Raw genomic sequence first — 25,669 nt, 5'->3', positions numbered from 1 at the left:
TAAGCGGGGCGTGGCCCGCGTTGGGCTGCGCAGCAGCCCCTTCGAGGCAGCGGTGCTCTTTGAGACACACCGAATGTCGGGTATTGGGGCTGCTTTGCAGCCCAACGCGGGGCAAGCCCGCTCGCCACAGGGGGATTGTCTGCTCCTGAGAAATACCTTGTTTCATATGCAACGCCATCACGCCGCTATCAATCATTTTTCCTACGTCATCGAACCGCTTAAGCTATCCGGCGTCTGTTTATTGTCCGTTGCGTTTGGCCGAAGGCATGTCCGAACCGTACTTTCTGATCCAGCACGTGCCAGGAACGGCGCGGGATTTGCTCACGACAGGTTGTCTCTATGCACCGCAGGAATTTGCTCAAAGCGTCCATGGCCATTGCGGCTTACACCGGTTTGTCGGCCAGCGGCCTGCTCGCCGCGCAGGCTTGGGCCGGGAATCGCGCCGCCGATGGCAAGGCCGTGGCGTTTGATTTTGAAACGCTCAAGGCCCAGGCCAAACAGCTCGCCGGGACCGCGTATAAAGACACCAAACAGGTACTCCCGCCCACCCTGGCGACCATGACCCCACAGAATTTCAACGCCATCGGGTACGACGGCAACCATTCGTTGTGGAAGGAATTGAACGGCCAACTGGACGTGCAGTTCTTCCACGTCGGCATGGGGTTCAAGACGCCGGTGCGCATGCACAGCGTCGACCCCAAGACCCGTGAAGCCCGCGAAGTGCATTTCCGCCCTTCATTGTTCAACTATGAAAAAACCACCGTCGACACCAAGCAGTTGACCGGCGACCTGGGCTTCTCCGGCTTCAAGCTGTTCAAGGCACCGGAACTGGATCGCCACGACGTGCTGTCGTTTCTCGGCGCCAGCTACTTCCGCGCGGTGGATTCCACTGGCCAGTACGGACTTTCCGCACGGGGCCTGGCGATTGATACCTACGCGAAGAAGCGCGAAGAGTTCCCCGACTTCACGCAGTTCTGGTTCGAGACCCCGGACAAGAACGCCACCCGCTTTGTGGTCTACGCCCTGCTCGACTCGCCGAGCGCCACCGGCGCCTATCGCTTCGATATCGACTGCCAGGCCAACCAGGTGGTGATGGCGATCGACGCCAACATCAATGCGCGCACCGCCATCGAACAACTGGGCATCGCGCCGATGACCAGCATGTTCAGTTGCGGCACCCACGAACGCCGCATGTGCGACACCATCCACCCGCAAATCCACGACTCGGATCGCCTGGCGATGTGGCGTGGCAATGGCGAGTGGATTTGTCGCCCCCTGAACAACCCGGCCAAGCTGCAGTTCAACGCATTCGCCGACACCGACCCGAAAGGCTTCGGCCTGGTGCAGACCGACCATGAGTTCGCCAGCTACCAGGACACCGTGGACTGGTACAGCAAGCGCCCAAGCCTGTGGGTAGAACCGACCACCGCCTGGGGCGAAGGCTCGATCGACCTGCTGGAGATCCCCACCACCGGCGAGACCCTGGACAACATCGTGGCCTTCTGGACACCGAAAAAACCGGTGGCGCCTGGCGATTCGCTCAACTATGGCTACAAGCTCTACTGGAGCGCGTTGCCACCGGTGAGCACGCCGCTGGCGCAGGTCGACGCGACCCGTTCGGGCATGGGCGGCTTCACTGAAGGTTGGGCACCGGGCGAGCATTACCCAGAGGTGTGGGCGCGTCGGTTTGCCGTGGACTTCAAGGGCGGCGGCCTCGATCGCCTGCCGGCCGGCACCGGGATCGAGCCGGTGGTGACCTGCTCCCACGGCGAAGTGAAAGACTTCAGCGTGCTGGTGCTCGATAACATCAAGGGCTATCGGATCCTGTTCGACTGGTACCCGACCAGCGACAGCGTCGAGCCGGTGGAACTGCGCATGTTCATCCGCACCCAGGACCGCACCTTGAGTGAAACCTGGCTGTATCAGTACTTCCCGCCGGCACCCGAGGCGCGTAAATACACGTGATGCCACCTGTGGGAGCGAGGTTGCTCGCTCCCACAGGACTCAAATGCCCGCCTCAGAACCGCGACACACTCTTCATTGCCCCAATCAGATACCGCATCGCCACCTGGTCACTCTCGTTCAGGGCGCGATACTGCGCGAGTAATTCAGCCTCGTCCGAACTCAACCTGCAGCCACGCATGAACACCCTGCGGGCCAGAAAAGACACCACTGCACCCGCAACACCATAGGACTTGGCCATGGACTGTTTCTCCTGATATCGATCAAATACTCCTGGCGCCCATCACCTGCATCCCCTTAAGCACAAGGCCTGCGCGGACAAACGGACTGACTCCCTGGGCCAGAAATCAGACTTACCCTAAGCGTAGAAACAATCTGGTCACGTGTGGGATTTTTTTAGAGCATTCACTTAAAAAATCTCTTGAGTAACAATCACCTACAGACTTTTCCCACAGTGTCACGCAAGAAAAAACCCACCGGTTCAGGGTGGGTTTCGAGTGCGGCGCGAAGCGGATCAATCCCTCAAGTCAGACTCATGAATCGGCTGGTCTCGGTGGGTCGCCCGTTGATACTGCGCCGGCCAGGTCGCCTTGCGCCCGCCGAGGTCATCATCGGCATGCAGCGGCCAGTACGGGTCCCGCAGCAGTTCACGGGCCAGGAAGATAATATCGGCCTGGCAGGTGCGCAGGATGTGCTCAGCCTGTGCCGGTTCGGTGATCATGCCCACCGTGCCGGTGGCGATGCCTGACTCTTTGCGTACCCGTTCGGCGAAGCGCGTCTGGTAGCCAGGCCCCGTCGGAATCTCGGCATTGGCGGCGGTGCCACCAGAGGACACGTCGATCAGGTCCACCCCCAAATCCTTCAAGCGGCGCGCCAATTCCACGGTTTCATCAGGGTTCCAGCCATCTTCCACCCAGTCGGTGGCCGACACCCGCACAAACAGCGGCAGGTCCTGAGGCCAGGCCGCACGCACGGCTTCGGTGACTTGCAGCACCAGGCGGATACGGTTTTCAAAAGAGCCGCCGTATTGGTCCTGGCGTTGATTGCTGATCGGCGAGAGGAATTGATGCAGCAGGTAACCGTGAGCCGCATGGATTTCCACCACTTCAAACCCGGCCGTGAGCGCGCGCTTGGCGGCGGCGACAAAGTCGGCGATCACCTGTTGGATCTGCCCTTCGTCCAACTGCCGGGGCTGTGTGTGATTGGGGTCAAAGGCAATCGGCGACGGCCCCACCGGCACCCAACCGCCGTCCTCCGGCTTGACGCTGCCATGCTTGCCGATCCATGGCCGATGAGTACTGGCCTTGCGCCCGGCATGGGCCAGCTGGATCCCGGCCACGGCGCCCTGGGCTGCGATAAACCGCGTGATGCGTTGCAGCGGTTCGATCTGTTCGTCGTTCCACAGGCCCAGGTCTTCGGCAGTGATACGGCCATCGGCGGTCACCGCGGTGGCCTCGGTGAAGATCAGCCCGGCGCCGCCGACTGCGCGACTGCCAAGGTGGACCAGGTGCCAGTCATTGGCCAGGCCATCGACACTGGAGTATTGGCACATCGGCGACACGGCGATGCGGTTGAGCAGGGTCAATTGGCGCAGGGTATAGGGTTCGAGCAGCTGACTCATGGCGCACCTCTTCTGGGCTTTTTGGGCTCTTTTAACTGAGCAGGCTTGCTCGCGAAAGACTCACCGGCGCCGCGTGTATTCAGGATCAACGCGTTTTAATTGACGTTTTTCGCGAGCAAGCTTGCTCCTACAGCCTAGTCGACAACGTTGGATTGCACAGGGTTCAGAACGAAAGCGGGAGCCGATTGCCGGCTCCCGTCGTGCACAGGCTTACATCTCGACCTGGGTGCCCAGTTCGATCACGCGGTTGACCGGGAGCTTGAAGAACCGCAGGTTGCCGTTGGCATTCTTCAACATGAACGCGAACAGCGCTTCACGCCAACGGGCCATGCCCTTGATGCGCGAGGCGATCACCGTTTCACGGCTGAGGAAGTAGGTGGTGCGCATCGGGCTGAAATCCAGCTCGTCGAGGTGGCACAGCTTCAGCGCTTCAGGCACGTCCGGCTCATCGGTAAAGCCAAAGTGCAGGATCACCCGGAAGAACCCCTCGCCGTAGGCATCCACCTCGAAGCGCCGGGCGGCCGGTACGCGTGGAATATCCTCGTAGACCACCGTCAGCAGCACCACTTGCTCGTGCAGCACCTGGTTGTGCAACAGGTTGTGCAACAGCGCATGGGGCACGGCGTCCGGGCGCGCGGTGAGGAACACCGCCGTACCCTGCACGCGATGCGGCGGTTGCACACGGATGCTGCTGATAAAGATCGGCAACGGCAGGCCGCCTTCGTCGAGGCGCTCGACCAGCAACTGCTTGCCGCGCTTCCACGTGGTCATCAGTACAAAGAGCACGATCCCCGCCAGGACCGGGAAGGCGCCGCCCTGGATGATCTTCGGCACGTTGGCGGCGAAGTACAGCCCGTCGACCAGCAGGCAGCAGACCAATACCGGCACGGCCAGGATCGGTGGCCATTTCCACAGCAGCAGCATCACCGCCGACACCAGGATCGTGGTCATCAGCATGGTACCGGTCACGGCTACACCGTAGGCCGACGCCAGTGCGTTGGAGGACTCGAAGCCCAGCACCAGCAGGATCACGCCGACCATCAGCGACCAATTCACCGCGCCGATGTAGATCTGGCCCTGCTCGGCACTGGACGTGTGTTGGATGTGCATGCGCGGGATATAACCCAACTGGATCGCCTGGCGCGTCAACGAGAACGCACCGGAAATCACCGCCTGCGACGCAATCACCGTGGCCAGGGTCGACAGCACCACCAGCGGGATCAGCGCCCAACTCGGCGCCAGCAAGTAGAACGGGTTGCGCGCAGCTTCCGGATCGCCGAGCAGCATCGCGCCCTGGCCGAAATAATTGAGCACCAACGCCGGCAGCACCAGGATGAACCAGGCGCGGGCGATGGGCTTGCGGCCGAAGTGCCCCATGTCTGCGTACAGCGCCTCGGCACCGGTCAAAGCCAGCACCACCGCCCCCAGGATCGCCACGCCAATGCCGGGGTGAGCCTCGAAGAAACGCACGCCCCACATCGGGTTCAAGGCGTTGAGCACTTCAGGGTGCAGGGTGATGCCATACACACCAAGGCCACCCAGCACCAGGAACCAGGTCACCATCACCGGTCCGAACAGCTTGCCGATGCGGTCGGTGCCGTGTTTCTGGATCAGAAACAACGCCACCAACACGACCAGCGCGATGGGCACGACCCATTTATCCAGGCCATCGAATGCCAGTTCCAGGCCTTCAATGGCCGACAATACCGAAATCGCCGGGGTGATCATGCTGTCGCCGTAGAACAGCGCAGCCCCGCACAAGCCACAGACCACGAGGAAATTGCGCAGCTTCTTGCGCTCCCCCGCCGCCCGGCGCGCCAGCGCGGTCAGCGCCATGATGCCGCCCTCGCCCTGGTTGTCCGCACGCAGTACAAACAGCATGTACTTGATCGACACCACCCAGATCAGCGACCAGAAGATCAGCGCCAGGATCCCCAGCACCCCGTCATGGTTGACCTGAACCCCATACCCCCCATTGAACACCTCTTTAAGGGTGTAGAGCGGGCTGGTGCCGATATCGCCATAAACCACCCCGACCGCTGCCACCAGCATGCCAATCGGCTTGGCGTTTGAATGCTCGGCACCTGCTGCCTGACTACTCGCGTGACCCATCAACCACTCCTGCCCTTTGACCTGAGGTCTTTTATAAACAACGCGCCTAAGCTGACCCTAGCATGCGCTGTTTTACTTCTCGTAACAGACGTTTTATTGACCCAGGGGTTCTACCCATGTGCAACGGCGCGAAGCATAGCGCAGCACTCGTCGCATTTCCCTGCATAAAGCTGGTCAAGTGCGTTGCCCGTCGCTAGAATTGCGCACTTTTTGATCAGAGGCACACCAAGTGCCCGTCCGCAGCCCTGTCGTGCCCGACTGGCGGCGTCATTCAATACCGAGGTTAGACATGTCCACCACCATCGCAAAGGCCAACCCCAAGGTTGGCTTTGTTTCCCTGGGTTGCCCGAAGGCTCTGGTCGACTCCGAACGCATCCTGACCCAACTGCGCATGGAAGGTTATGACGTGGTGTCCACTTATCAGGACGCCGATGTGGTGGTGGTCAACACCTGCGGCTTCATCGACTCGGCCAAGGCAGAGTCGCTGGAAGTGATCGGCGAGGCCATCAAGGAAAACGGCAAGGTCATCGTGACCGGCTGCATGGGCGTGGAAGAAGGCAATATCCGCAACGTGCACCCAAGCGTGTTGGCCGTGACCGGCCCGCAGCAGTACGAGCAGGTGGTCAACGCCGTGCACGAAGTCGTGCCGCCGCGCCAGGACCACAACCCGCTGATCGACCTGGTGCCGCCGCAAGGCATCAAGCTGACCCCGCGCCACTACGCGTACCTGAAGATTTCCGAAGGCTGCAACCACAGCTGCAGCTTCTGCATTATCCCCTCGATGCGCGGCAAGCTGGTCAGCCGCCCGGTCGGTGATGTACTGGACGAGGCCCAGCGCCTGGTCAAATCCGGCGTGAAAGAACTGCTGGTGATCTCCCAGGACACCAGCGCCTACGGCGTCGACGTGAAATACCGCACCGGCTTCTGGAACGGCGCGCCGGTGAAAACCCGCATGACCGAGCTCTGCGAAGCCCTCAGCAGCCTCGGCGTGTGGGTGCGCCTGCACTACGTTTACCCGTATCCGCACGTAGACGAGCTGATCCCGTTGATGGCCGCCGGCAAGATCCTGCCGTACCTGGACATCCCGTTCCAGCACGCCAGCCCGAAAGTCCTGAAAGCCATGAAACGCCCGGCTTTCGAAGACAAGACCCTGGCGCGCATCAAGAACTGGCGCGAGATCTGCCCGGAGCTGATCATTCGCTCGACCTTTATCGTCGGCTTCCCCGGCGAAACCGAAGAAGACTTCCAGTACCTGCTGGACTGGCTGACAGAGGCCCAACTGGACCGCGTCGGCTGCTTCCAGTACTCGCCGGTGGAAGGCGCTCCGGCCAACCTGCTGGACCTGGCCGTGGTGCCGGATGACGTCAAGCAGGACCGTTGGGAGCGTTTCATGGCGCACCAGCAGGCCATCAGCTCGGCGCGCCTGCAATTGCGCATCGGCAAGGAAATCGAAGTATTGATCGACGAAGTCGACGAGCAAGGCGCGGTCGGCCGCTGCTTCTTCGATGCCCCGGAGATCGACGGTAACGTGTTTATCGACGATGCCAGCGGTTTGAAGCCGGGTGACAAGGTCTGGTGCACCGTGACGGACGCCGACGAATACGACCTGTGGGCCGAGAAGCGTGACTGACGTGTAATATTTTGAAAAAGCCCTGCCTCTGGACAAGATGCGGGGCTTTTTTAGGTCTATCGTTTTGCCCATCAGCGCACATCAAGGCAAAGGGGCAGCGGGCATGCGTCAGCATTCGGTTATCCACACACCTAAAATCAGCGATTACGCCGAATTGGCACGCATCTGGGAGGCATCGGTGCGGGCCACCCACGATTTTCTGCCAGACAGTTACATCGAGTTGCTGAAAAACCTGGTGCTGACCCGCTACCTGGACGCGGTGATGCTGATTTGCACCAAGGACTCGCGCCAACGCATCACCGGGTTTGCCGGCGTCGCTGCGGGCAAGGTCGAGATGCTGTTCATCGACCCGCAGCACCGCGGCCAGGGCCTCGGCCGCCAACTGCTGCGCTACGCGGTCGAGCGCATGAATGCCGACGAACTGGACGTGAACGAGCAAAACCCGCAGGCCCTGGGGTTTTACTTCAAGCAGGGGTTCGAGGTGATCGGACGCACGGAGCATGATGGCCTTGGGCAGCCGTATCCGTTGCTGCACATGCGCTTGCGCCAGCAGCAACAGCTACGCAGTGGCTGACACAGCGCAGAACACCTGTGGGAGCTGGCTTGCCTGCGATGCAGACAACTCGGTGTATCGGGTGTACCGAGGCGACGCCATCGCAGGCAAGCTCCGACAAAAAGCAGCAGCACTGAAATGGGGCCGGGATTAACCGGCGCCAGGCAGGTACAATAACCGCCCCCTTTTGTTACGGCCCTTGTCATGACTGACCCCATACGCCTCTCCAAACGCCTCATCGAACTGGTCGGTTGCTCCCGTCGGGAGGCTGAGCTGTTTATCGAAGGCGGCTGGGTCTCGGTGGACGGCGAAGTGATCGACGAGCCGCAGTTCAAGGTCACCACGCAGAACGTCGAGCTGGACCCCGAAGCCAAGGCCACTGCGCCGGAGCCGGTGACCATCCTGCTGCACGCGCCTGCCGGCGTGGATGCCGAGACGGCATTGGCGTCGATCAGCGCCGAGACCTTGTCCGAAGAGCATCGCTTCGGCAAACGCCCGCTCAAGGGCCATTTCCTGCGCCTGAGCGCCAGCGCCGACCTGCAAGCCAAGGCCAGCGGGCTGCTGGTCTTCACCCAGGACTGGAAGATCCTGCGCAAGTTGACCGCCGATGCCGCCAAGATCGAGCAGGAATACGTGGTCGAGGTCGAAGGCGACATGGTTGCGCACGGCCTCAACCGCCTGAACCACGGCCTGACCTACAAAGGCAAAGAGCTGCCTGCCGTGAAAGCCAGCTGGCAGAACGAAAACCGCCTGCGCTTTGCCATGAAAAACCCGCAACCGGGCGTGATCGCCCTGTTCTGCGAAGCCGTTGGCCTGAAAGTCGTCGCCGTCCGCCGCATCCGCATCGGCGGCGTGTCCATCGGCAAAGTGCCGGTTGGCCAATGGCGTTATATGTCCGGCAAAGAGAAGTTCTAAGCCGCGCACCTTTTCTCGATACCGCCTCACCCGGCGGTGTCCACCGTTGAAAACCAGGATTGCCCACCATGATTCACAATGACGTACTGCGCAGCGTGCGCTACATGCTCGATATCAGCGATAACAAGATGGTCGAGATCATCAAACTCGGCGGCATGGACGTGACCAAGGAAGACCTGCTGACCTACCTCAAGAAAGATGAGGAAGAAGGCTTTGTGTTCTGCCCGGATGAAGTCATGGCCCATTTCCTCGACGGCCTGGTGATTTTCAAGCGCGGCAAGGACGAAAGCCGTCCGCCGCAGCCGATCGAGACCCCGGTGACCAACAACATCATCCTCAAGAAGCTGCGCGTGGCCTTCGAGCTGAAGGAAGACGACATGCACGCCATCCTCAAGGCCGCCGAGTTCCCGGTGTCCAAGCCGGAGCTGAGCGCGCTGTTTCGCAAGTTCGGCCACACCAACTACCGCCCGTGCGGCGACCAGTTGCTGCGCAACTTCCTCAAGGGGCTGACGCTGCGCGTCAGAGCTTAAAAACAGCTACAAGCTTCAAGCGCCAAGAGCTTGCAGCTTGAAGTTTGCCACTTGAGGCTTCAAAAATGAGTTACAGCGTCTCGCCCATCGGCTTTGTCCGCTCCTGTTTCAAGGAGAAGTTCGCCATCCCGCGCCAGCCGCAACTGGCGCCTGCCGCACGGGGCGTGCTGGAATTGGTCGCGCCATTCGACCAGGGTGAGGCGGTGCAGGGCCTGGAGCAGGTCAGCCATGTGTGGCTGTTGTTCCTGTTTCACCAGGCACTGGAAGACAAGCCGCGCCTCAAGGTGCGCCCGCCGCGCCTGGGCGGCAACACGTCCATGGGCGTATTTGCCACCCGCGCGACGCATCGGCCCAACGGCATTGGTCAATCGGTGGTCAAGCTGGACAGGGTCGAACCGGGCATGCTGTGGATTTCCGGGCTCGATTTGCTCGACGGCACGCCGGTATTGGATATCAAGCCGTATGTGCCCTATGCCGACATCATCGACACGGCCACCAACCACATCGCCAGCAGCGCGCCGCCGCTGATTACGGTGCAGTGGCTGAAGACCGCGTTGCATCAGGCACAAGGCCACGCCCAACGCCTTGACGAGCCGTTGGTGGCGCTGATCGAGCAGTGCCTGGCCCAGGATCCGCGGCCGGCGTATCAAACCCCGGGGCCGGAGCGTGAATATGGCGCGCAGTTCTGGGATGTGGATGTGCGCTGGCACTATCCCGAGGCCGGGATGATTTGCGTGCTGGAAGTGGTTGCGGCCCAATAAACCGCAGACATGAAAAAGCCCGCGCTGCCTTCAGGCAACGCGGGCTTTTCTTTTTACTGTAGGAGCCGGCTCCTGCAGGGGTTACTTCTCGACGAAGGCGCGTTCGATCAAGTAGTCGCCCGGCTCACGCATGCGTGGCGAAACCTTCAGGCCGAAGCTGTTCAGCACTTCGCTGGTCTCGTCCAACATGCTCGGGCTGCCGCACAGCATGGCGCGGTCGTCCTCGGGGTTGATCGGTGGCAGGCCGATGTCGCTGAACAGCTTGCCGCTGCGCATCAGGTCGGTCAGGCGGCCTTCGTTCTCGAACGGCTCGCGGGTCACGGTCGGGTAGTAGATCAGCTTGTCACGCAGCGCTTCGCCGAAGAATTCGTTCTGCGGCAGGTGTTCGGTGATGAACTCGCGGTAGGCGACTTCATTGACGTAACGCACGCCGTGGCACAGGATCACTTTTTCGAAACGCTCGTAGGTTTCCGGGTCCTGGATCACGCTCATGAACGGCGCCAGGCCAGTACCAGTGCTGAGCAGGTACAGGTGTTTGCCCGGCTTCAAATCGTCAAGCACCAGGGTGCCTGTCGGTTTTTTGCTGATGATGATCTCGTCGCCTTCCTTCAAGTGCTGCAATTGGGAAGTCAGCGGGCCATCGGGCACCTTGATGCTGAAGAACTCCAGATGCTCTTCCCAGTTCGGGCTGGCAATCGAGTAAGCGCGCATGAGCGGGCGGCCGTTGGGCTGTTGCAGGCCGATCATCACGAACTGACCGTTCTCGAAGCGCAGGCCCGGATCGCGGGTGCACTTGAAGCTGAACAGAGTGTCGTTCCAGTGATGAACACTGAGGACACGCTCGTGGTTCATGTTGCTCATGTACGGGGGACTCCTGGAAATGGGTCTGCGCCAAATGATAGGTGCGCAATTGCACAGCATTCTAATGGCGGCGACAATATCTGTTAACTGGATTATTAAGATAAGGGTTATCGGTTATATCGATATGCGATTTACTCTCCGTCAACTGCAAGTCTTCGTCGCCGTCGCCCAGCAGGAAAGCGTCTCGCGCGCTGCTGGCCTTCTGGCCTTATCGCAATCCGCCGCCAGCACCTCGATCACCGAGCTGGAGCGCCAATCCAGCTGCCAATTATTCGACCGCGCCGGTAAGCGCCTGAGTCTCAACGCCTTGGGTCACCAGCTGTTACCCCAGGCGGTGGCGCTGCTGGACCAGGCCAAGGAGATCGAGGACCTGCTCAACGGCAAGTCCGGCTTCGGCTCGCTGGCGGTGGGCGCCACCCTGACCATCGGCAATTACCTGGCCACGTTGCTGATCGGCAGCTTCATGCAACAGCACCCCGAGAGCCAGGTGAAGCTGCATGTGCAGAACACTGCACATATCGTGCACCAGGTGGCGCACTACGAAATTGACCTGGGTCTAATCGAAGGCGACTGCAGCCACCCGGACATCGAGGTACAAACCTGGGTAGAAGATGAGCTGGTGGTGTTTTGCGCGCCGCAGCATCACCTGGCCAAGCGCGGAGTGGCGAGCATGGACGAGCTGACCCACGAAGCCTGGATCCTGCGCGAACAAGGCTCAGGCACGCGCCTGACGTTCGACCAGGCCATGCGCCATCACCGCAGCGCGCTGAATATCCGCCTGGAGCTGGAACATACCGAGGCGATCAAGCGGGCGGTGGAGTCGGGATTGGGGATTGGCTGCATCTCTCGCCTGGCGCTGCGCGACGCATTCCGCCGCGGCAGCCTGGTGCCGGTGGAAACCCCGGACCTGGACCTGGCCCGGCAGTTCTACTTCATCTGGCACAAACAGAAGTACCAGACCTCGGCGATGCGCGAATTCCTCGAGCTGTGCCGCGCCTTCACCGCCGGGGTTCAGCGCAGCGACGAGATCGTGCTGCCAAGCATTGCCTGAGGGTTAGATCAGGATCACGGCCCACACCAGCGTGATCATGGTCAGCGCTACAAATTGCGCGGCGCTGCCCATGTCCTTGGCATTTTTCGACAGCGGGTGGCGGTCCAGGGAAATACGGTCGATGGCCGCCTCGACCGCCGAATTGAGCAATTCTACGATCAGCGCCAGCAGGCACACCGCGATCAGCAACGCCCGCTCCACCCGGCTGACGTGCAGGAAAAAGCTCAGCGGGATCAGGATAACGTTGAGCAGCACCAACTGACGGAAGGCCGCCTCGCCAGTGAACGCCGCGCGCAGGCCATCCAGGGAGTAACCCCCTGCATTGAAGATACGTTTGATACCGGTTTGACCCTTGAAAGGCGACATAGACGTAGGCAACTGAACCAAAGAAGTGGGGAAACTAGATCACGCCAAGTCAAAAAAGCGTGAATCGCTGACAGCTTAGTGCTGCGAAATTGACTCAAGTTGTTGCAAGAGCAGCGCCGCCTGGGTGCGTGTACGCACTCCCAACTTGCGGAAGATCGCCGTCACATGGGCCTTGATCGTCGCTTCGGACACGCTCAGCTCGAAGGCAATCTGCTTGTTCAACAAGCCTTCGCAGACCATGGTCAGCACGCGGAACTGCTGGGGTGTGAGGCTGGCCAGGCCATCGCGGGCGGCCTTGGCTTCGTCCGACACGTTGATTTCTTCAAACGCCTGCGGCGGCCAGGACACATCGCCATCCAACACGGTGCGTACTGCTTTCTGGATATCTTCCATCGAGCTGGACTTGGGAATGAAACCGCTGGCGCCAAACTCCTTGGAGCGCACCACCACATCGGCTTCTTCCTGGGCCGAAACCATCACCACGGGAATCTGCGGGTATTGCCCGCGCAGCAGCACCAGCCCGGAGAAACCGTAGGCACCCGGCATGTTCAGGTCGAGCAGCACCAGGTCCCAGTCGGATTTTTCGGTGAGGCGCGCTTCCAGTTCGGCAATGCTGGCCACTTCGACCAAGCGTACGTCAGGGCCCAGGCCCAGGGTGACGGCTTGATGCAGCGCACTGCGAAACAGCGGGTGGTCATCGGCTATCAGGATTTCGTATGTGGCCATTGATTAAATGATCCTGTTTTTTATGGCAGCCCTGATGGGTTCAGGGTTCACCAAGACACAAGGCGACAGCCAGGCAGCCGACGCCACAGGGTACGTTCAACGTCAAAAGCACTTGAACGACGTCGAAAATTCACGGTTGCACCCCAATCGGCGCCCAGCATGCCCAGCGCAGCCTGGGGGGTCAAGCACTACGCCCGCGGGCATTTTAGCGGGGCGCGGGTTTACGGTGCCATCATGCAAACGTCGTCTGGTTATACCGCAGGTATATAAGGTGCCAGACGAGTATGGACGATGTCGGTCGGGTCCAGGGGCAGCTGGAACTTGGCGGCCAGGTAATGGCTGCTGAAGACGTCGAGGTAGGCGTCCAGCACTTCGCTGGCGGCGCCATCGTCGGCCAACTCAAGGCACAAGGCCGCGACTTCGGCGGTGCAGAAATGGTCATCGCGCTTGGAGCGACGCAGTTTGTAGCGCGAGAGCTGCTCGGGCGCCAGGCTCAATACCGGCAAATGCTCCAGGTACGGGCTTTTGCGGAACATCTTGCGCGCTTCGCTCCACGTGCCATCCAGCAGGATGAACAACGGGCGCTTGCCCTCCTCCACCGCCACTGCGCTGACGACGCGCTCGGGCGCGACAAATTCGCCGGGGAATACGATATAGGGTTGCCACTGCGGGTCAGCCAGCAAGGTGAGCAACTCCGGGTCGACTTCAGTGCGCGACCAGGCAAACGCCGTGGTGTCGTCGATCACATCGGCAATCAGCCAGCCGGTGTTGCTGGGCTTCATCGGCTCGACATCATGCATCAACAGGCACATCGCCGACCTGGCCGCGACCTTGGGTCGCCAGGCGCACAGGCAATACTCGGGGATCACGCGGCAGCCGGGGCAGCGTTCGGCCCGCGAGCCACGGTTCAGAAACGGCCTGACGGCCCGCGCCAGGCGCTGGGTACGCAGGCGGGAAACGGCGTGGCTCATTGGGTGAGCCGTAAAGAGGGGTAGATCGACACGGAAAAACTCGTGGAAGACTGAAGTGGCGGCAGTTTACCAGCGATACGCCTGGCTGTAGTGGCAACGGCTCACCTATAATTGCGCGCCACTGAACGCACAGCGCAGTGGCTGGTCTATGCACCAGTAACCGAATCAGGAGAGTTTCATGCTGCGTTCCATGCTGCGTCTTGCCGCCCCTTCCATCGCCCTTGCGCTGGTATTGCCCGTCGGCGCCCAGGCGGCCTCGCTGCTGGAGGCCCAAATGAACCGGAAGCTGCAAAGCGTCGCGGCCGAGAGCAACAAGGACCTGCCCCGGGAAATCGACGAAAAAACCCTGGAAGTGGCCTACACCGTTGAAGGTATGCAACTGATCGATCACTTGAGCGTGTTGCCCGACCGCGCCGAACAGATGCGTGCCAACCCCAAGGCTGTGTATTTCCAGCTGGGTCAAAGCGTGTGCCTGAACAAAGGCTACCGCGAGCTGATGGCCAAGGGCGCGGTAATGCGCTACGAAATCACCGAGAACAAGACCAACCGTCCTGTGGCATCGGTGAAGTTCGTGGAAGCGGACTGCCCGGCACCGGCTGCCGCCAAGAAGAAAAAGTAACCTTTGCCTGCCCCCAGCGCGCTGCTTTTCGGTGGCGCGCACTCCCCCCCCGCGTCAACTCCCTTCACACGGCTAAACTTGCTGATGAGTGACCAATAAGCGGTTGCCAGCCAAGGGTTTTTCGGCCCATGATCAAGCTATCCCAACCGCCCGTCGACAACGGTTTCCACGCCGTTCTGTAACATTTTCAGGGCAAAAGAGGGTTGCCCTCCTGCGACTTGCAGTGCAAAGGTTTTTAAATCACAAGGAACATACAGAGCCCGTTTGCTGCCTCGCGAACACGTGCAATGCATTGGGTATGCAGCGACACATGCAGTGTCGTGGCCCCCGGACGAATCTCTCGCCGATGGCCCGGTCTCTGTGAAGAAGGAGAAGTTGAATGCCTTACGAACCGAATGACCACCTGCTCCGTCATTTTGAAGAAAACGGGACCGACCTTACACAACAGGTCGAAGCACAACTCCAACTGGTCGCTCCCAACAGCCCGAACATTCCCCTGTATCGCGACATGATCCTGACCGTGCTGCGCATGGCCCAGGATGACCGCAACCGCTGGAACGCCAAGATAACCTTGCAAGCCATCCGCGAGCTGGACCATGCCTTCCGTGTACTGGAACAGTTCAAGGGCCGGCGCAAAGTCACGGTGTTTGGCTCGGCCCGTACCCCGGTGGAAAGCCCGCTGTACGCGCTGGCCCGGGAAGTGGGCGCGGCCCTGGCACGCTCGGACCTGATGGTGATCACGGGCGGCGGCGGCGGCATCATGGCGGCAGCCCATGAAGGTGCCGGCCTGGAACACAGCTTGGGCTTCAATATCACCCTGCCGTTTGAACAGCATGCCAACCCGACTATCGATGGCACCGAGAACCTGCTGTCGTTCCACTTCTTCTTTACTCGCAAGCTGTTCTTCGTCAAGGAAGCCGATGCGTTGGTGTTGTGCCCGGGTGGTTTCGGCACCCTGGATGAAGCCCTGGAAGTACTGACCCTGATCCAGACCGGTAAGAGCCCGCTGGTGCCCGTGGTATTGCTGGATGCACCCGGAGGCGGCTTTTGGCAGGGCGCCCTGGACTTCATCCGCAGCCAGCTGGAAGCCAATCGCTATATCCTGCCGACTGACCTCAAGCTGGTGCGGCTGGTCTACAGCGCCGAAGAGGCGGTGGAAGAGATCAATCAGTTTTATGCCAACTTCCACTCCACACGCTGGCTGAAACGCGAGTTTGTGGTGCGCATGAATCACCCGCTCAGTGATCGAGCGTTGGCCCATTTGCAAAGCGAGTTTGCCAGCCTGCGATTGAGTGGGGAGTTCCAGCAACTTGCCTACACGGGCGAGGAGCATGACGAGCCAAGGTTCAGCCATCTGACGCGGTTGGTGTTCAACTTCAATGGCCGCGATCAGGGCCGGTTGCGAGAGTTGGTGGATTACATCAACTTGCCGGAGAACTGGGCACAGGCTCAGGGGAAGGCGCAGCAGCGGTTGGCGCCGGAGCCGGCTTGATTTTTTGAAGGAACGACAAAAGGCCCACTATTTTCATAGCGGGCCTTTTGGGGGGATCATTTTGGGCGGGTGGAGGGGATTGGTGCTGCTTCGCAGCCCAACGCGGGGCAAGCCCGCTCGCCACAGAAGCCCGATTGCCATAGGCGCCCTTTTGCCATAGACGCCCGTTTGCCACAGACACCCGTTTGCCATAGAAGCAGGTGTACCACAGAGGCCCGTTTGCTACAGAAACTCGTTTGCCACGGGAGACGGGGCATGAGAGCAGGCGAGGCACCAAGATGTCAGTCGTCCATGGCCTTACCGCTGAGCAAGCGGCTGATCATGTCCATCGAAAACCCGCGATAACTGAGGAAGCGCCCTTGCTTCGCGCGCTCTTTGGCATCGATGGGAAGATGGCCCGAGAACTTGCGACGCCAAGTGTCTTCCAGTTGCGACTGCCAACTGATCCCGCACTCTCGCAGGGCCAGGTCAATATCCGCGCGTTGCAGGCCTCGCTGGCTCAGTTCCTCACGAATGCGCGCCGGGCCGTAGCCCGAGCGGGCTCGGTAGGAAACAAAGCTTTCAAGGTAACGGGACTCGGAAAGCAGCCCCTCTTCCGTCAACCGGTCGAGGGCGGTTTCGATCATCTCAGGCTCCGCACCGCGCTGACGCAGCTTACGCGTCAGCTCGACTCGACCATGCTCGCGGCGAGCGAGCAGGTCCATCGCAGTGCGCCGAACGGCGACGAGTGTATCCAGTACAACTGTCATCGTTTGCTTCAGATGTCAGTGTCGACTTCTTCTACTTCTTCAACCGGCTCACGGTTGGCGGCAGCTTTCACGTCTGGCGCTGCAGTCAGCAGCTTGTCGCGAATCTGCTTCTCAAGCGTGGCGGCGATATCCGGGTTGTCCGCCAGGAACTTGGCCGAGTTGGCCTTGCCTTGGCCGATCTTGCTGCCGTTATAGGCATACCAGGCACCGGACTTCTCGACGAAGCCGTGCAGCACGCCCAGGTCGATCATCTCGCCGTTCAGGTAGATACCCTTGCCGTAGAGAATCTGGAACTCGGCCTGACGGAAAGGCGGGGCCACTTTGTTCTTCACGACTTTAACGCGGGTTTCGCTACCCACCACCTCGTCACCTTCTTTCACCGCGCCAGTACGACGGATGTCCAGACGGACCGAAGCGTAGAACTTCAACGCGTTACCACCGGTGGTGGTTTCCGGGCTGCCGAACATCACGCCGATCTTCATACGGATCTGGTTGATGAAGATCACCAGGCAGTTGGCGTTCTTGATGTTACCGGTGATTTTACGCAGCGCCTGGGACATCAGACGGGCTTGCAGGCCCACGTGCATGTCGCCCATTTCGCCTTCGATCTCAGCCTTCGGCACCAGGGCAGCCACGGAGTCGACCACGATCACGTCGATGGCGTTGGAGCGCACCAGCATGTCGGTGATTTCCAGGGCTTGCTCACCGGTGTCCGGCTGGGAAACCAGCAGGTCGTCAACGTTGACGCCCAGCTTGCCGGCGTATTCAGGATCCAGGGCGTGCTCGGCGTCGACGAACGCGCAGGTCGCGCCCATTTTTTGCGCCTGGGCAATCACCGACAGGGTCAGGGTGGTTTTACCGGAAGATTCAGGACCGTAGATTTCAACGATACGGCCTTTTGGCAGGCCGCCAATGCCGAGCGCGATGTCCAGACCCAGAGAGCCAGTGGAAATAGCCGGGATCGCCTGACGGTCGTGATCGCCCATACGCATTACGGCACCCTTGCCGAATTGACGTTCGATCTGACCCAGGGCCGCAGCCAAGGCTTTCTTCTTGTTGTCGTCCATTAAAGTCCTCACGTAATCAATAAGGCCTGACGGCCAACACCTGTATAAGTAGACAGTATTGTTCCACAAAGATCAGAGATCGCCTACCCCTGATTGTCTATTTCTGCTGCAGCTCGTCGCATCAAGCCTTCAAGGGCGGCCTTTACCGTCTGTCGGCGGACTTCGTCGCGACTGCCAGGGAAGTGCGCAAGCTCGGCCGTAACCTCGTCACCCACGCCAAACGCGAGCCACACCGTGCCCACCGGTTTGTCCGGCGAACCGCCATCCGGCCCGGCCACTCCACTCACCGCCACGGCGAACCGCGCCAGGCTTTTTTCCTGAGCGCCGCGCACCATCGCTTCGACCACTTCCTGGCTGACCGCACCGACCTTGGGAAATAACGCCTCGGGCACATTCAACTGACGGGTTTTCTGACGGTTGGAATAGGTGACATACCCTGCCTCGAACCACGCCGAACTGCCGGGAATCCGCGTGATCGCCTCGGCGATACCGCCACCGGTGCAGGATTCGGCCGTGGTGACGTGCGCATTGAGTACCTGCAAGCGGCGACCCAGTTCAGCGGCAAGTTGAGTGATTTCCTTCACGGTCATCTCCAGAAGTGGGTGGGGGTTTGCCTACCCTACAGGAGCAAATCGCGCATGCAAGCGACAGACTGGATCAAGAGATTAGCGGGCGATGGCGCGCACATACGCCTGGCAGGCGCGCAAGGCAATCAGGGCGTTATCACCGTCGTCGGTGATGCCGATAATTCGCTGAGCATGCGCCGGGTCAAGTCGGGCTCGCGCGGCTGCATGAACCACGCCGCCGGCGGTGGCGGTGGCTGGCACTGGACAGCCACTGCAGGCGTCGAGAAGGACTGACAACCGCACATCAGCAGTGGCCAGGCGATCACGCAGAGCTGCCTGATGACGTTGGGCATCGCTCAATTCCCGGGCATGTTGTTGGTCACTGGCACTGAGCTGTTGCTCCAGGGCCAGCCGTTTGTCCTGTTCAGCCTGCTGTTGCTGCAAGATTGCCTGAACCTGCAGTGCCGACAAGCGTTCAATCTGCACCCCGTACCGCCACGCCTGCACCTGCCAGACAACAGCCACCAGCAGGCAGACACCGATCAGGCGGCACACGCCTAAGACACGCATAACACCGCCTTGGCGCGCGCCCACAGGCGCAAACGGTCCTCCAGCCCATTGAGCCCACCGTTGATACGCCGTGTGATGGTGGTGAACTGGTCGTGATCCGCCAGCTCGTTCAGGCCGTTGCTCTGCCAGAACCAGGCGGCCGATTCGACCGCCCATTGCGGCTGCTCCAACAATGTCGGCTCCCGCAACAGACGATCATCGCCGAACAGGGCCTGGCTACAGGCCAGGTAGTTGCGGCGGCCGGTGATCTGGATCAGCCCCCGCCCCCGGTACAGTTGGCCGTCACCATCCGCTTCGGGCGTGTTGCCCAGGCGCACAGCCAATGCACCGGTATCGTACTTGCTCAAATACGCGTCACTGCCCAGTTCGCGCATGTAGTGCAATTCGCCGGACTCGTGGCCGATCTGGGCGAGAAAGGCGGCAGCGCGCTGCACGCTGTTGATCTGGTACCGGATAAAGGCGGCATTGAAAGCCGCTAAAAAAATGCCCGCTACACGGCGGGCTCCAGGCATGATCTGAATCAATTGAGGCTGAGTTATCACCACCACGTTCACCTTCAAAGGTCCTTACGTAGACAAACCACCGGCCGTGATCGTGCTGCGATAGCCCTTTACCGGGTCCCCCGCATTGATCACCTTGGTTATCGACCACTGGCCTTGCATATACGCCGGCCAGGTTTCATCCAGGCGCAGCAGCCCTTCGGCAGCCACCAACGGGTTACCAGGGCAATCAATCACCATCTCCAGCCCCTCTCGCCCGACGCGACGCAGTTCACCTTCAGCGACGGCACGCGCTTCCTCTTCGTTCTGGCAACGCTGGCGCAGGGTCTTGAAAGGCGCGACCCCGACCTCGACCACGTGCTGTTTGCCACCGGCAACGTCCCACCAGGTGACACGGCTGCCCATGTATTTGGAACGGGTTTTATCGTTGAGCGTGGCGGTTATGAAGGCCTGGTCACCGGGACGGTTATCCTGGGTCACGGACAACTTCACCTCCGGCAATTGTTTAAGGGACACCGATTTGACTTGCCCCGCTTCGGCCAGCACATACAACTCGTTGAACGGCTTCGTCACCGCGTGGTAGCGCCTGGCCAGTCGCGTGATAAACGCCATGTCGCTTTCATTGGATTGGTCGATATGAGCAATCGCAATACCCTCCAGCGACGGCGCCACACGCGGCGAAAAACCATGCCGGCCGACCAATTGCCGAAACAGTGCCCCCAGGGTCGTAGGCCCGTAACTGGCGGAGCGCCGCTGACGGTAACCGCGCGGGTCGCCCACGCTGAAAGGTGCGGCCGTCGCGACGATCATCAGGCGCATGGGAAACAGGACGGGGGTACGTTGGGTAATCACGAACTCGCCCTTCTCTACCAGTCCCGACTCTGAGTAGCCGACGCGCATGCCGATCTTGCCGCTCAAGCTCGGCAGACCTTCGAGGTCTTCGATATTGAGCGTCAGCTCCAGCCGGTCAGACTCGATACCCGCCGCGTCGGTGTGACTCCAGCTCATGATCCGTTGATTAAGCAATGCCGCATTGGCGCCGTAAAACTCCACGATCGGCGTAAATCCCTGAGCCATAAAACCTCCTCAATCCCACGCCAGGACAGGCCGCAACGCAGCCGACCGTGATTGCATCTCCGGCACGATTACCCACACGCCCGCCGGTAGCACCGGGCCGTACTCGGCAAGATCCGGGTTCAAGCGCCACAGGGTTTCTTCAGCCACATCGTCGCAACGCCCCAACTCACGATAGAGCAGCAGATTGACCGAATCACCGGCGATACTTCGCACTCTACGCATTGACGAATTCCTCCAGTTCAAGGATCCAAGTCATGACCATGGCGGTGCCGTCATCAATCACATTGCTCTGGTTTTCCTGCACCGAATTGATACGCCACAGGCCCCAGTTTCGGCCGATCCCATCCACCAGCGGCAAAGGCGCCCGCTTGTTTTGCAGCGCGCGCAGTTCATCCAGTCGCTGCATGCCGATGCCGTACATGGCGGCGCCGGTAAACGTGAGTTTTTCCAGCTTCTGTCCGCTTTGCCGCGACTGCGGCTTGCTGGCGATAATCGCCAGGTCGCTCCAGCCGCCGTCGCTGCCACGGGACAACGTGGAGTAGGCAAACCCTCGGGAAAGGCCAAAGATAAAGTCGCCCAGTACCATTTGCTGTCGCATCAATCACCTCCTGGGTCGGTCAGTGCCGCGTTGCGCCGGATCCCCAGCGAGTCGGTGAGCATTGGCACGCATTGAAATTGCAGGGCCTGGATCACTTGATTGGCCACTTGCTGGGCGTCTGCCGGGTTGACACCGGTGATCTGGATACTCGGGGCAATCGAAACTTGAACGTTGTCGGCGCGAGCGCTGTTGAGCTCTTTGCCGACCGCGTTCGGCGGCGGCAGGCGGTCACTCGAACCGAACAGTTTTTCACCCAGCCAGGCGCCTGCCTCACTGCCCAATAAGCCACCCAGGGCCCCGCCGACCACGGTGCCTGCGCCGGGGAAGACCAGAGTGCCAATTGCCGCGCCGGCAGAAGCGCCCGCCCAGGCACCGCCGGCCGTACTCAGGCCGGTGCCGATGGCTTTGGCGTCGCCGTTGCGTACGCCCCGAATCACGTCCAGGGTGGCTTCGGCGGTTCTCAATGGCGCCAGCCGTCGAATGCCGGTGGACCCGAGCGTGGCAAAGGCATCGTTCAGGGCACCCGAAGATAGGTTTAGCCGCGATAACGTTGGTGCTGCAACGCTTGCCCCGGCAAAGGATTGAAAGCTTTGCGTGGTCGCACCCGGTTGAATGCCTGGTGGCGAAGCAACCAAGGCCTGGCGTTTTTTTCCGAACGGGTTCGTTAGGCCTGAACCACGCCAACCCCGATTTTTGAAACCTTTGGCGCTCTTAATGAGTAGGTCGAAGGCCAAATCAATCGTTTTTTCAGCAGCTTTGCTTTTCAACGCGTCCCACAACTCGCCTCCAACCGCCTTGGCCGCGCTCGCAAAAGGACCATCAGCGGGCTTCTCGGGCTTATCTTTCAATGCGCTCGTGGAGACATCAGCCGCTTTGGGCACCAGAGAGTCGCCATTGATGAACAACGTGCTGTTGAGCGTCTCCAGCGTCTCGCGCAGTCGCACTTGCTCCTGGATCAAGGCGTTGATGTCCACGCTGAGGGTGACCAACGCGGAGCGTAGTTCGAACGGCAGCTGCGAGGCCGCCTCCAGGCTTACAGGTGCCGCAGCACTTGTGGAAAACGGTGCCAGCACATTGCCTAGATCCGCCTCGCCGAACATCCAGCGGAAGTCCTCCTGGGCTAGCCTGAGCCCATATTTAGTCTCTTGCATCCCGCTCTACTCCTGTTTAACGCCAAGGCGAGTCATCGCGATGTCGTAGCGGCGCAATGCTTTTGCGGCATCCCAATCGAGGATCTCCGCTTCATTTACCGAGTAAACCAGCGGCACCACATCGAGGATCACTTCGATGTCGCGTTGCGAAAGAAGGCCGCCGGTTGATTTAAAAAATGGTCGATGCGCTCCTGCAATTCGGTCCAGTCGGGCACGGTCAGGCCGGCGAGATCGGGGATCATCAAGCCGCTGCAATGCGCGGTGATGAATTCGGCGCGCTCCTTGTTGGTGGCGAGTTTCTTCATCACCTTGGTGGCACGCAGGGCGGGCATTTCCAGGACCAGTTCAGTCAGGGTGCGGCCCGCTGCGTCGAGGGGCAGCAACAGCTGGACGGGCTGGTCGTGGGGCGATTCCGTTTGTTCGCCAAGGAAGAATGACGCCGGACGAGTCGACATCTCGTGTACGTATTGGGCGATGGTCACGTAGTCCGGTCGCTTGAGTTGGTCGAGCTCTTTTTCCGACAGGCCGGTGGCGAGTTTCGCCAGTTCGAAGAACTGGTCATCCTCGTCATCACCGGCCCGGGCCAGCGCGTCTTTTTGCGCGGCGTAGTACAGCGGTTTGAGTTGAACCTGCTGGATCGTCGCGCCGGTATCGGCGGTGATCGGGGACAGCAGGACATGCAGCGGTGGCATCCAGGCCATGGGGCAACTCCTTGTTTAAGCGATGTTGAAAGCAGCGCAAATCTAAAGCTGCGCGCGGTCAATGTGGGAGCTGGCTTGCCTGCGATGGCAACAGCTCGGTGCACCAGGCACACCGAGCCGCCTGCATCGCGGGCAAGCCCGGCGCCCACATTGGCTGTGTCCACTTCAGGTCACGGTAGCCCTTACGGCATCAATACAGCGCGGCGCGCGTCGCCGAGGATGTCGACGCCGTTGAGCACGAACTTCTGGGTGCGCACGTCGATGTCGATCACCGAAATACCGTTTTCCAAGCGGTTGTAAGTGCGGCAGGACAGCTCCAGGGTGGTGGTGACCTTTTCGCCCATTTTCAGCTTGGCCTCGGTCAGGGATTTCAGCTTGCCGCCGACTGTGTGGTAAATGAAATAGGTCTTGCCGTCCTGGTCCTGGCCGGCTTCGCGCACGTTCAGCAGGATGTCATCACCCAGGCGCACGCCCAGCGCCAACATGACTTCCGGGCCGGCGCCTTGCAGCACCAGGGTTGCGCCGAGCACTTTGCCGCTCTTGGCCATTTCTTCGGCGATGAAGCGCCCGCCGGACATGGGCTCCATTTCGAACTCGATCTTCGGCGGGGAGAACTCCTCCACCGTCGCGGACAATGGCAGGCCTTGAAGGGTGGCCGCAATGGCCTGTCTGACTCGATTGGTAAACATTAGAGAACGTCCTCCAGGAACTGCTCGATGATTTCATCGCGGGCATTGAGTTGATAAATCATGTGTTCGTTCGGCGCGTAGCGGCCGTAGTCGATGACGATGTACCAGGTGCCGTTCTTGTACTTTTCGACACTGTTCAATTCCGGGTGCAGGTACACGCTGCCGCCGGGGATGGTTTCGTCGGCGACCAGGGTTTGCAGCCAGTCGTTGATGCGCTTGATCTCCTGATCCATGAAGGACTTGGTGAGGTTCTTGGCCATGGCTTTCTGGCCGGCCTTGACCAGCTTGCGGCTGATCGCATCTTCAAGGCCCACGTAGCTGATGAACTTGCCGGTGATCGAGCGGTTGCCCAGCAGCGAGAAGCCGCCAAGAATGGTGCGCGCGTAGTAGCTCACGCCGTAGCGGTTGAGCAGATCGCCCTCGGTGGAGGTGTCGAGGATGTTGTACTCGACCACGCGGGACACGTCCTCGGCGAACGTCACCTGATTGCCCGGGCTTTCCCACTGCTTGACCTTCGCCAACGCGGCGATAGCCAGGGACGAGGGGGCGAGGAACACGTTTTTCTTCGCCGCCTTGGAGTACACCGACGGCATGTTGTGCACCAGCAGGCAACGGTCGAAACCGAGGTCGGCACCACCCAGTTCGCCGCTGTAGGTCACTTGGTCGGCGACGCTCGCGTCTTTGCCATCCAGCACCACGCGGGCCTTGATGCGCTTGCCGAACGCGGCAAACTCGCCGGCCACGGCCTTGGTGCCGGTGAAGCCCGGGGCACCGATGATGGTCAGGTCTTCCGGCACATTCGCCAGTGCCGCCAGGCCCAACTTGCGACCGGTGATCGGCTCGTCACCGCCAATCACGTTGTTGAGGGTGTCGGCCGGTGTCGCGCCCTCCTCCACGATCACCACGTACACCGGTACCTTCACCACTTTGAGGATCTGGTAGACGGCGTGAAACAGCGTGCCCGACTCAGCACCGGTGGGGTCCAGCAGCGCCTGGGTGGTGAAGCTGTTGATGCGCAACGGCGCGTTCTTGGGGATCGACGCATGCGCATTCGGCGCAGTGCCGACCAGACCGATCACGTTGTCGCCAAGGCCACCCATGGCCTCGGGGGATTCAGTGGCATTGACGGTGATACCGTTGTGCTCGAAGTTCAAAACCTCAGCCATGATTAGTCAGCCTTCTTGGTAGTGGCCTTTTTGGCCGGGATGGTTTGCTGCGCAGCAAGGACGCTGGTGAGTTCCAGGCGGCCGGCGGTGCGCAGGGCGGATGCTTCGACGTCCAGCAGTTCCAGTTGCTGGCCGGCGGTGGACCAATGGCCGGCGCCGGTGGGGAAAGGGATGAGGACGGTGTAGGTTTGGCGGTGGGTCATATCTAGGATCTCCAGGCACAAAAAAACCGCTCAATGGCGGCTGGAATGGTTTAGTTGCTGATCAGGCAGGAGGGGCTGGCCAATCGACACTCATGGGGTAGCCCGTTTGATCTGAAACTCGATTGACGTCAACACGGTACTGCTTCCACTCTTTGAGTAGAGCAATTTCGAGTAGAGAGGCATTACCAAGGTCTTCGGCGTCTTGCAATGGAGCAATCCGTGTAGTCGCAACGGCGAGTAGAGTATTCGCCCTCGCGCTCGCCTCTGAAAGTAGCTCTTCATGAGTCTTTTCCGGCACTTTCAACACTGGCTGACCGTCATTGTCTATGACAATGACGCGGCCTTCTGACTGGCCGCTGATCAACCCCCAATAGGCTTCATTTGAAAGCGCCACTGCACCGTCAACTTTGTGCAAATAAAAACCTGATGTACGGGGATCAAAGTAATACATGGGATAACTCC

At 60.5% G+C, this 25,669-nt stretch carries 31 protein-coding genes; 9 read left to right on the top strand and 22 right to left on the bottom strand.

The window, feature by feature from the left end:
* Positions 1–339: 339 nt before the first annotated feature.
* Complete coding sequence (locus AC07OJ_RS07795; RefSeq protein ID WP_495094341.1) at positions 340–1,965, top strand: glucan biosynthesis protein D; 1,626 nt, start codon at positions 340–342, stop codon at positions 1,963–1,965.
* A 52-nt stretch (positions 1,966–2,017) separates the two neighbouring features.
* Here AC07OJ_RS07795 and AC07OJ_RS07790 read toward each other — a convergent pair whose 3' ends face one another.
* From AC07OJ_RS07790 to AC07OJ_RS07780, 3 genes are all read right to left on the bottom strand, one after another.
* A complete protein-coding gene (locus AC07OJ_RS07790) occupies positions 2,018–2,203 on the bottom strand; it encodes a hypothetical protein (RefSeq protein ID WP_106804989.1) in 186 nt (61 codons plus the stop codon).
* Between the two features lie 273 nt (positions 2,204–2,476).
* Positions 2,477–3,583: an NADH:flavin oxidoreductase/NADH oxidase gene (locus AC07OJ_RS07785; protein WP_120447760.1), complete on the bottom strand. Its 1,107-nt coding sequence runs from the start codon at positions 3,581–3,583 to the stop codon at positions 2,477–2,479.
* A 210-nt stretch (positions 3,584–3,793) separates the two neighbouring features.
* Positions 3,794–5,695, bottom strand: a complete 1,902-nt coding sequence (locus tag AC07OJ_RS07780) for a potassium transporter Kup (RefSeq protein ID WP_065903251.1) — start codon at positions 5,693–5,695, stop codon at positions 3,794–3,796.
* A 289-nt stretch (positions 5,696–5,984) separates the two neighbouring features.
* On the opposite strand from AC07OJ_RS07780, the gene rimO reads away from it, so the two are divergent.
* The 5 genes from rimO to tsaA all read left to right on the top strand — a co-directional run bounded on the left by rimO (position 5,985) and on the right by tsaA (position 10,084).
* The gene (rimO, locus tag AC07OJ_RS07775; RefSeq protein WP_003231334.1) at positions 5,985–7,325 is read left to right on the top strand and encodes a 30S ribosomal protein S12 methylthiotransferase RimO; all 1,341 of its coding nucleotides are present in this window, start codon (positions 5,985–5,987) and stop codon (positions 7,323–7,325) included.
* A gap of 103 nt (positions 7,326–7,428) precedes the next feature.
* Positions 7,429–7,899 carry a GNAT family N-acetyltransferase gene (locus AC07OJ_RS07770; protein ID WP_120447757.1) on the top strand — a complete coding sequence of 157 codons (471 nt, stop codon included), beginning with the start codon at positions 7,429–7,431 and terminating at the stop codon, positions 7,897–7,899.
* A 183-nt stretch (positions 7,900–8,082) separates the two neighbouring features.
* Complete coding sequence (locus tag AC07OJ_RS07765) at positions 8,083–8,793, top strand: rRNA pseudouridine synthase (protein ID WP_106804994.1); 711 nt, start codon at positions 8,083–8,085, stop codon at positions 8,791–8,793.
* A gap of 68 nt (positions 8,794–8,861) precedes the next feature.
* On the top strand, positions 8,862–9,323 hold the full coding sequence (locus AC07OJ_RS07760; protein WP_043048901.1) for a YehS family protein: 462 nt from the start codon (positions 8,862–8,864) through the stop codon (positions 9,321–9,323).
* Between the two features lie 65 nt (positions 9,324–9,388).
* Positions 9,389–10,084 (top strand): tRNA (N6-threonylcarbamoyladenosine(37)-N6)-methyltransferase TrmO, encoded by a 696-nt coding sequence (gene tsaA / locus AC07OJ_RS07755; RefSeq protein WP_495094340.1) that lies wholly within the window; start codon positions 9,389–9,391, stop codon positions 10,082–10,084.
* Positions 10,085–10,165: 81 nt separating this feature from the next.
* On the opposite strand, the gene fpr is transcribed toward tsaA, so the two are convergent.
* Entirely contained in the window at positions 10,166–10,945 is a 780-nt protein-coding gene (gene fpr / locus AC07OJ_RS07750) for a ferredoxin-NADP reductase (RefSeq protein WP_003189055.1), read from the bottom strand.
* Between the two features lie 124 nt (positions 10,946–11,069).
* Between fpr and AC07OJ_RS07745 the strand changes: the two genes are divergently transcribed.
* Positions 11,070–11,996, top strand: coding sequence for a LysR family transcriptional regulator (locus AC07OJ_RS07745; RefSeq protein WP_010212678.1), 927 nt, complete (start codon positions 11,070–11,072; stop codon positions 11,994–11,996).
* A 3-nt stretch (positions 11,997–11,999) separates the two neighbouring features.
* Here AC07OJ_RS07745 and AC07OJ_RS07740 read toward each other — a convergent pair whose 3' ends face one another.
* The 3 genes from AC07OJ_RS07740 to AC07OJ_RS07730 form a co-directional block, all read right to left on the bottom strand.
* Positions 12,000–12,362: a diacylglycerol kinase gene (locus tag AC07OJ_RS07740; RefSeq protein ID WP_017137081.1), complete on the bottom strand. Its 363-nt coding sequence runs from the start codon at positions 12,360–12,362 to the stop codon at positions 12,000–12,002.
* 75 nt (positions 12,363–12,437) lie between these two features.
* Complete coding sequence (gene erdR / locus AC07OJ_RS07735; RefSeq protein ID WP_065903269.1) at positions 12,438–13,088, bottom strand: response regulator transcription factor ErdR; 651 nt, start codon at positions 13,086–13,088, stop codon at positions 12,438–12,440.
* Positions 13,089–13,339: 251 nt separating this feature from the next.
* Positions 13,340–14,059 (bottom strand): tRNA-uridine aminocarboxypropyltransferase, encoded by a 720-nt coding sequence (locus tag AC07OJ_RS07730; RefSeq protein ID WP_106804997.1) that lies wholly within the window; start codon positions 14,057–14,059, stop codon positions 13,340–13,342.
* A 178-nt stretch (positions 14,060–14,237) separates the two neighbouring features.
* Here AC07OJ_RS07730 and AC07OJ_RS07725 point away from each other — a divergent pair, with 178 nt between their 5' ends.
* Complete coding sequence (locus tag AC07OJ_RS07725) at positions 14,238–14,678, top strand: PA3611 family quorum-sensing-regulated virulence factor (RefSeq protein WP_065903274.1); 441 nt, start codon at positions 14,238–14,240, stop codon at positions 14,676–14,678.
* A 379-nt stretch (positions 14,679–15,057) separates the two neighbouring features.
* The gene (locus tag AC07OJ_RS07720; RefSeq protein ID WP_495094339.1) at positions 15,058–16,170 is read left to right on the top strand and encodes an LOG family protein; all 1,113 of its coding nucleotides are present in this window, start codon (positions 15,058–15,060) and stop codon (positions 16,168–16,170) included.
* 281 nt (positions 16,171–16,451) lie between these two features.
* Here AC07OJ_RS07720 and recX read toward each other — a convergent pair whose 3' ends face one another.
* The 15 genes from recX to AC07OJ_RS07645 form a co-directional block, all read right to left on the bottom strand.
* A complete protein-coding gene (recX, locus tag AC07OJ_RS07715; protein WP_065903279.1) occupies positions 16,452–16,919 on the bottom strand; it encodes a recombination regulator RecX in 468 nt (155 codons plus the stop codon).
* Positions 16,920–16,927: 8 nt separating this feature from the next.
* The gene (recA, locus tag AC07OJ_RS07710; protein ID WP_010170065.1) at positions 16,928–17,986 is read right to left on the bottom strand and encodes a recombinase RecA; all 1,059 of its coding nucleotides are present in this window, start codon (positions 17,984–17,986) and stop codon (positions 16,928–16,930) included.
* 83 nt (positions 17,987–18,069) lie between these two features.
* Positions 18,070–18,570 (bottom strand): CinA family protein, encoded by a 501-nt coding sequence (locus AC07OJ_RS07705; RefSeq protein WP_065903282.1) that lies wholly within the window; start codon positions 18,568–18,570, stop codon positions 18,070–18,072.
* An 81-nt stretch (positions 18,571–18,651) separates the two neighbouring features.
* Positions 18,652–19,122: a lysis system i-spanin subunit Rz gene (locus tag AC07OJ_RS07700; protein WP_495094338.1), complete on the bottom strand. Its 471-nt coding sequence runs from the start codon at positions 19,120–19,122 to the stop codon at positions 18,652–18,654.
* Positions 19,110–19,667, bottom strand: coding sequence for a glycoside hydrolase family 19 protein (locus AC07OJ_RS07695; RefSeq protein WP_282396538.1), 558 nt, complete (start codon positions 19,665–19,667; stop codon positions 19,110–19,112). Before AC07OJ_RS07695 ends, AC07OJ_RS07700 begins: the two co-directional genes overlap by 13 nt.
* A gap of 21 nt (positions 19,668–19,688) precedes the next feature.
* Positions 19,689–20,699, bottom strand: a complete 1,011-nt coding sequence (locus AC07OJ_RS07690; protein ID WP_213554014.1) for a contractile injection system protein, VgrG/Pvc8 family — start codon at positions 20,697–20,699, stop codon at positions 19,689–19,691.
* A 9-nt stretch (positions 20,700–20,708) separates the two neighbouring features.
* Positions 20,709–20,921, bottom strand: coding sequence for a tail protein X (locus AC07OJ_RS07685; protein WP_495094337.1), 213 nt, complete (start codon positions 20,919–20,921; stop codon positions 20,709–20,711).
* On the bottom strand, positions 20,914–21,297 hold the full coding sequence (locus AC07OJ_RS07680) for a phage tail protein (RefSeq protein WP_065903298.1): 384 nt from the start codon (positions 21,295–21,297) through the stop codon (positions 20,914–20,916). The genes AC07OJ_RS07685 and AC07OJ_RS07680 overlap by 8 nt, the downstream gene beginning before the upstream one ends.
* Entirely contained in the window at positions 21,297–22,448 is a 1,152-nt protein-coding gene (locus tag AC07OJ_RS07675; protein ID WP_495094336.1) for a hypothetical protein, read from the bottom strand. Before AC07OJ_RS07675 ends, AC07OJ_RS07680 begins: the two co-directional genes overlap by 1 nt.
* Positions 22,449–22,454: 6 nt before the next feature.
* Positions 22,455–22,580 (bottom strand): hypothetical protein, encoded by a 126-nt coding sequence (locus AC07OJ_RS07670; protein WP_034102430.1) that lies wholly within the window; start codon positions 22,578–22,580, stop codon positions 22,455–22,457.
* Entirely contained in the window at positions 22,577–23,149 is a 573-nt protein-coding gene (locus AC07OJ_RS07665; RefSeq protein WP_120447749.1) for a phage tail assembly protein, read from the bottom strand. Before AC07OJ_RS07665 ends, AC07OJ_RS07670 begins: the two co-directional genes overlap by 4 nt.
* Positions 23,150–23,331: 182 nt before the next feature.
* Positions 23,332–23,838, bottom strand: coding sequence for a phage major tail tube protein (locus AC07OJ_RS07660; RefSeq protein WP_495094335.1), 507 nt, complete (start codon positions 23,836–23,838; stop codon positions 23,332–23,334).
* Positions 23,838–25,004, bottom strand: coding sequence for a phage tail sheath protein (locus tag AC07OJ_RS07655; protein ID WP_495094334.1), 1,167 nt, complete (start codon positions 25,002–25,004; stop codon positions 23,838–23,840). The genes AC07OJ_RS07660 and AC07OJ_RS07655 overlap by 1 nt, the downstream gene beginning before the upstream one ends.
* Positions 25,005–25,006: 2 nt before the next feature.
* Positions 25,007–25,207, bottom strand: a complete 201-nt coding sequence (locus AC07OJ_RS07650) for a hypothetical protein (RefSeq protein ID WP_495094333.1) — start codon at positions 25,205–25,207, stop codon at positions 25,007–25,009.
* A 61-nt stretch (positions 25,208–25,268) separates the two neighbouring features.
* Positions 25,269–25,658 carry a tail fiber assembly protein gene (locus tag AC07OJ_RS07645; protein WP_495094332.1) on the bottom strand — a complete coding sequence of 130 codons (390 nt, stop codon included), beginning with the start codon at positions 25,656–25,658 and terminating at the stop codon, positions 25,269–25,271.
* Between the last annotated feature and the right edge of the window lie 11 nt (positions 25,659–25,669).

This window comes from Pseudomonas sp. GW821-FHT09C08 (assembly GCF_059418125.1).
The sequence above is the reverse complement of the archived record's forward strand: the minus strand, read 5'-3'. Positions and strand labels throughout refer to the sequence as shown.

What these genes read in the sequence shown, in the direction of transcription:
- AC07OJ_RS07795 (WP_495094341.1), top strand. Translation starts at nt 340, where the DNA reads ATGCACCGCAGGAATTTGCTCAAAGCGTCCATGGCCATTGCGGCTTAC.
- AC07OJ_RS07790 (WP_106804989.1), bottom strand. Translation starts at nt 2,203, where the DNA reads ATGGCCAAGTCCTATGGTGTTGCGGGTGCAGTGGTGTCTTTTCTGGCC.
- AC07OJ_RS07785 (WP_120447760.1), bottom strand. Translation starts at nt 3,583, where the DNA reads ATGAGTCAGCTGCTCGAACCCTATACCCTGCGCCAATTGACCCTGCTC.
- AC07OJ_RS07780 (WP_065903251.1), bottom strand. Translation starts at nt 5,695, where the DNA reads ATGGGTCACGCGAGTAGTCAGGCAGCAGGTGCCGAGCATTCAAACGCC.
- rimO (WP_003231334.1), top strand. Translation starts at nt 5,985, where the DNA reads ATGTCCACCACCATCGCAAAGGCCAACCCCAAGGTTGGCTTTGTTTCC.
- AC07OJ_RS07770 (WP_120447757.1), top strand. Translation starts at nt 7,429, where the DNA reads ATGCGTCAGCATTCGGTTATCCACACACCTAAAATCAGCGATTACGCC.
- AC07OJ_RS07765 (WP_106804994.1), top strand. Translation starts at nt 8,083, where the DNA reads ATGACTGACCCCATACGCCTCTCCAAACGCCTCATCGAACTGGTCGGT.
- AC07OJ_RS07760 (WP_043048901.1), top strand. Translation starts at nt 8,862, where the DNA reads ATGATTCACAATGACGTACTGCGCAGCGTGCGCTACATGCTCGATATC.
- tsaA (WP_495094340.1), top strand. Translation starts at nt 9,389, where the DNA reads ATGAGTTACAGCGTCTCGCCCATCGGCTTTGTCCGCTCCTGTTTCAAG.
- fpr (WP_003189055.1), bottom strand. Translation starts at nt 10,945, where the DNA reads ATGAGCAACATGAACCACGAGCGTGTCCTCAGTGTTCATCACTGGAAC.
- AC07OJ_RS07745 (WP_010212678.1), top strand. Translation starts at nt 11,070, where the DNA reads ATGCGATTTACTCTCCGTCAACTGCAAGTCTTCGTCGCCGTCGCCCAG.
- AC07OJ_RS07740 (WP_017137081.1), bottom strand. Translation starts at nt 12,362, where the DNA reads ATGTCGCCTTTCAAGGGTCAAACCGGTATCAAACGTATCTTCAATGCA.
- erdR (WP_065903269.1), bottom strand. Translation starts at nt 13,088, where the DNA reads ATGGCCACATACGAAATCCTGATAGCCGATGACCACCCGCTGTTTCGC.
- AC07OJ_RS07730 (WP_106804997.1), bottom strand. Translation starts at nt 14,059, where the DNA reads ATGAGCCACGCCGTTTCCCGCCTGCGTACCCAGCGCCTGGCGCGGGCC.
- AC07OJ_RS07725 (WP_065903274.1), top strand. Translation starts at nt 14,238, where the DNA reads ATGCTGCGTTCCATGCTGCGTCTTGCCGCCCCTTCCATCGCCCTTGCG.
- AC07OJ_RS07720 (WP_495094339.1), top strand. Translation starts at nt 15,058, where the DNA reads ATGCCTTACGAACCGAATGACCACCTGCTCCGTCATTTTGAAGAAAAC.
- recX (WP_065903279.1), bottom strand. Translation starts at nt 16,919, where the DNA reads ATGACAGTTGTACTGGATACACTCGTCGCCGTTCGGCGCACTGCGATG.
- recA (WP_010170065.1), bottom strand. Translation starts at nt 17,986, where the DNA reads ATGGACGACAACAAGAAGAAAGCCTTGGCTGCGGCCCTGGGTCAGATC.
- AC07OJ_RS07700 (WP_495094338.1), bottom strand. Translation starts at nt 19,122, where the DNA reads ATGCGTGTCTTAGGCGTGTGCCGCCTGATCGGTGTCTGCCTGCTGGTG.
- AC07OJ_RS07690 (WP_213554014.1), bottom strand. Translation starts at nt 20,699, where the DNA reads ATGGCTCAGGGATTTACGCCGATCGTGGAGTTTTACGGCGCCAATGCG.
- AC07OJ_RS07685 (WP_495094337.1), bottom strand. Translation starts at nt 20,921, where the DNA reads ATGCGTAGAGTGCGAAGTATCGCCGGTGATTCGGTCAATCTGCTGCTC.
- AC07OJ_RS07680 (WP_065903298.1), bottom strand. Translation starts at nt 21,297, where the DNA reads ATGCGACAGCAAATGGTACTGGGCGACTTTATCTTTGGCCTTTCCCGA.
- AC07OJ_RS07675 (WP_495094336.1), bottom strand. Translation starts at nt 22,448, where the DNA reads ATGCAAGAGACTAAATATGGGCTCAGGCTAGCCCAGGAGGACTTCCGC.
- AC07OJ_RS07665 (WP_120447749.1), bottom strand. Translation starts at nt 23,149, where the DNA reads ATGGCCTGGATGCCACCGCTGCATGTCCTGCTGTCCCCGATCACCGCC.
- AC07OJ_RS07660 (WP_495094335.1), bottom strand. Translation starts at nt 23,838, where the DNA reads ATGTTTACCAATCGAGTCAGACAGGCCATTGCGGCCACCCTTCAAGGC.
- AC07OJ_RS07655 (WP_495094334.1), bottom strand. Translation starts at nt 25,004, where the DNA reads ATGGCTGAGGTTTTGAACTTCGAGCACAACGGTATCACCGTCAATGCC.
- AC07OJ_RS07650 (WP_495094333.1), bottom strand. Translation starts at nt 25,207, where the DNA reads ATGACCCACCGCCAAACCTACACCGTCCTCATCCCTTTCCCCACCGGC.
- AC07OJ_RS07645 (WP_495094332.1), bottom strand. Translation starts at nt 25,658, where the DNA reads ATGTATTACTTTGATCCCCGTACATCAGGTTTTTATTTGCACAAAGTT.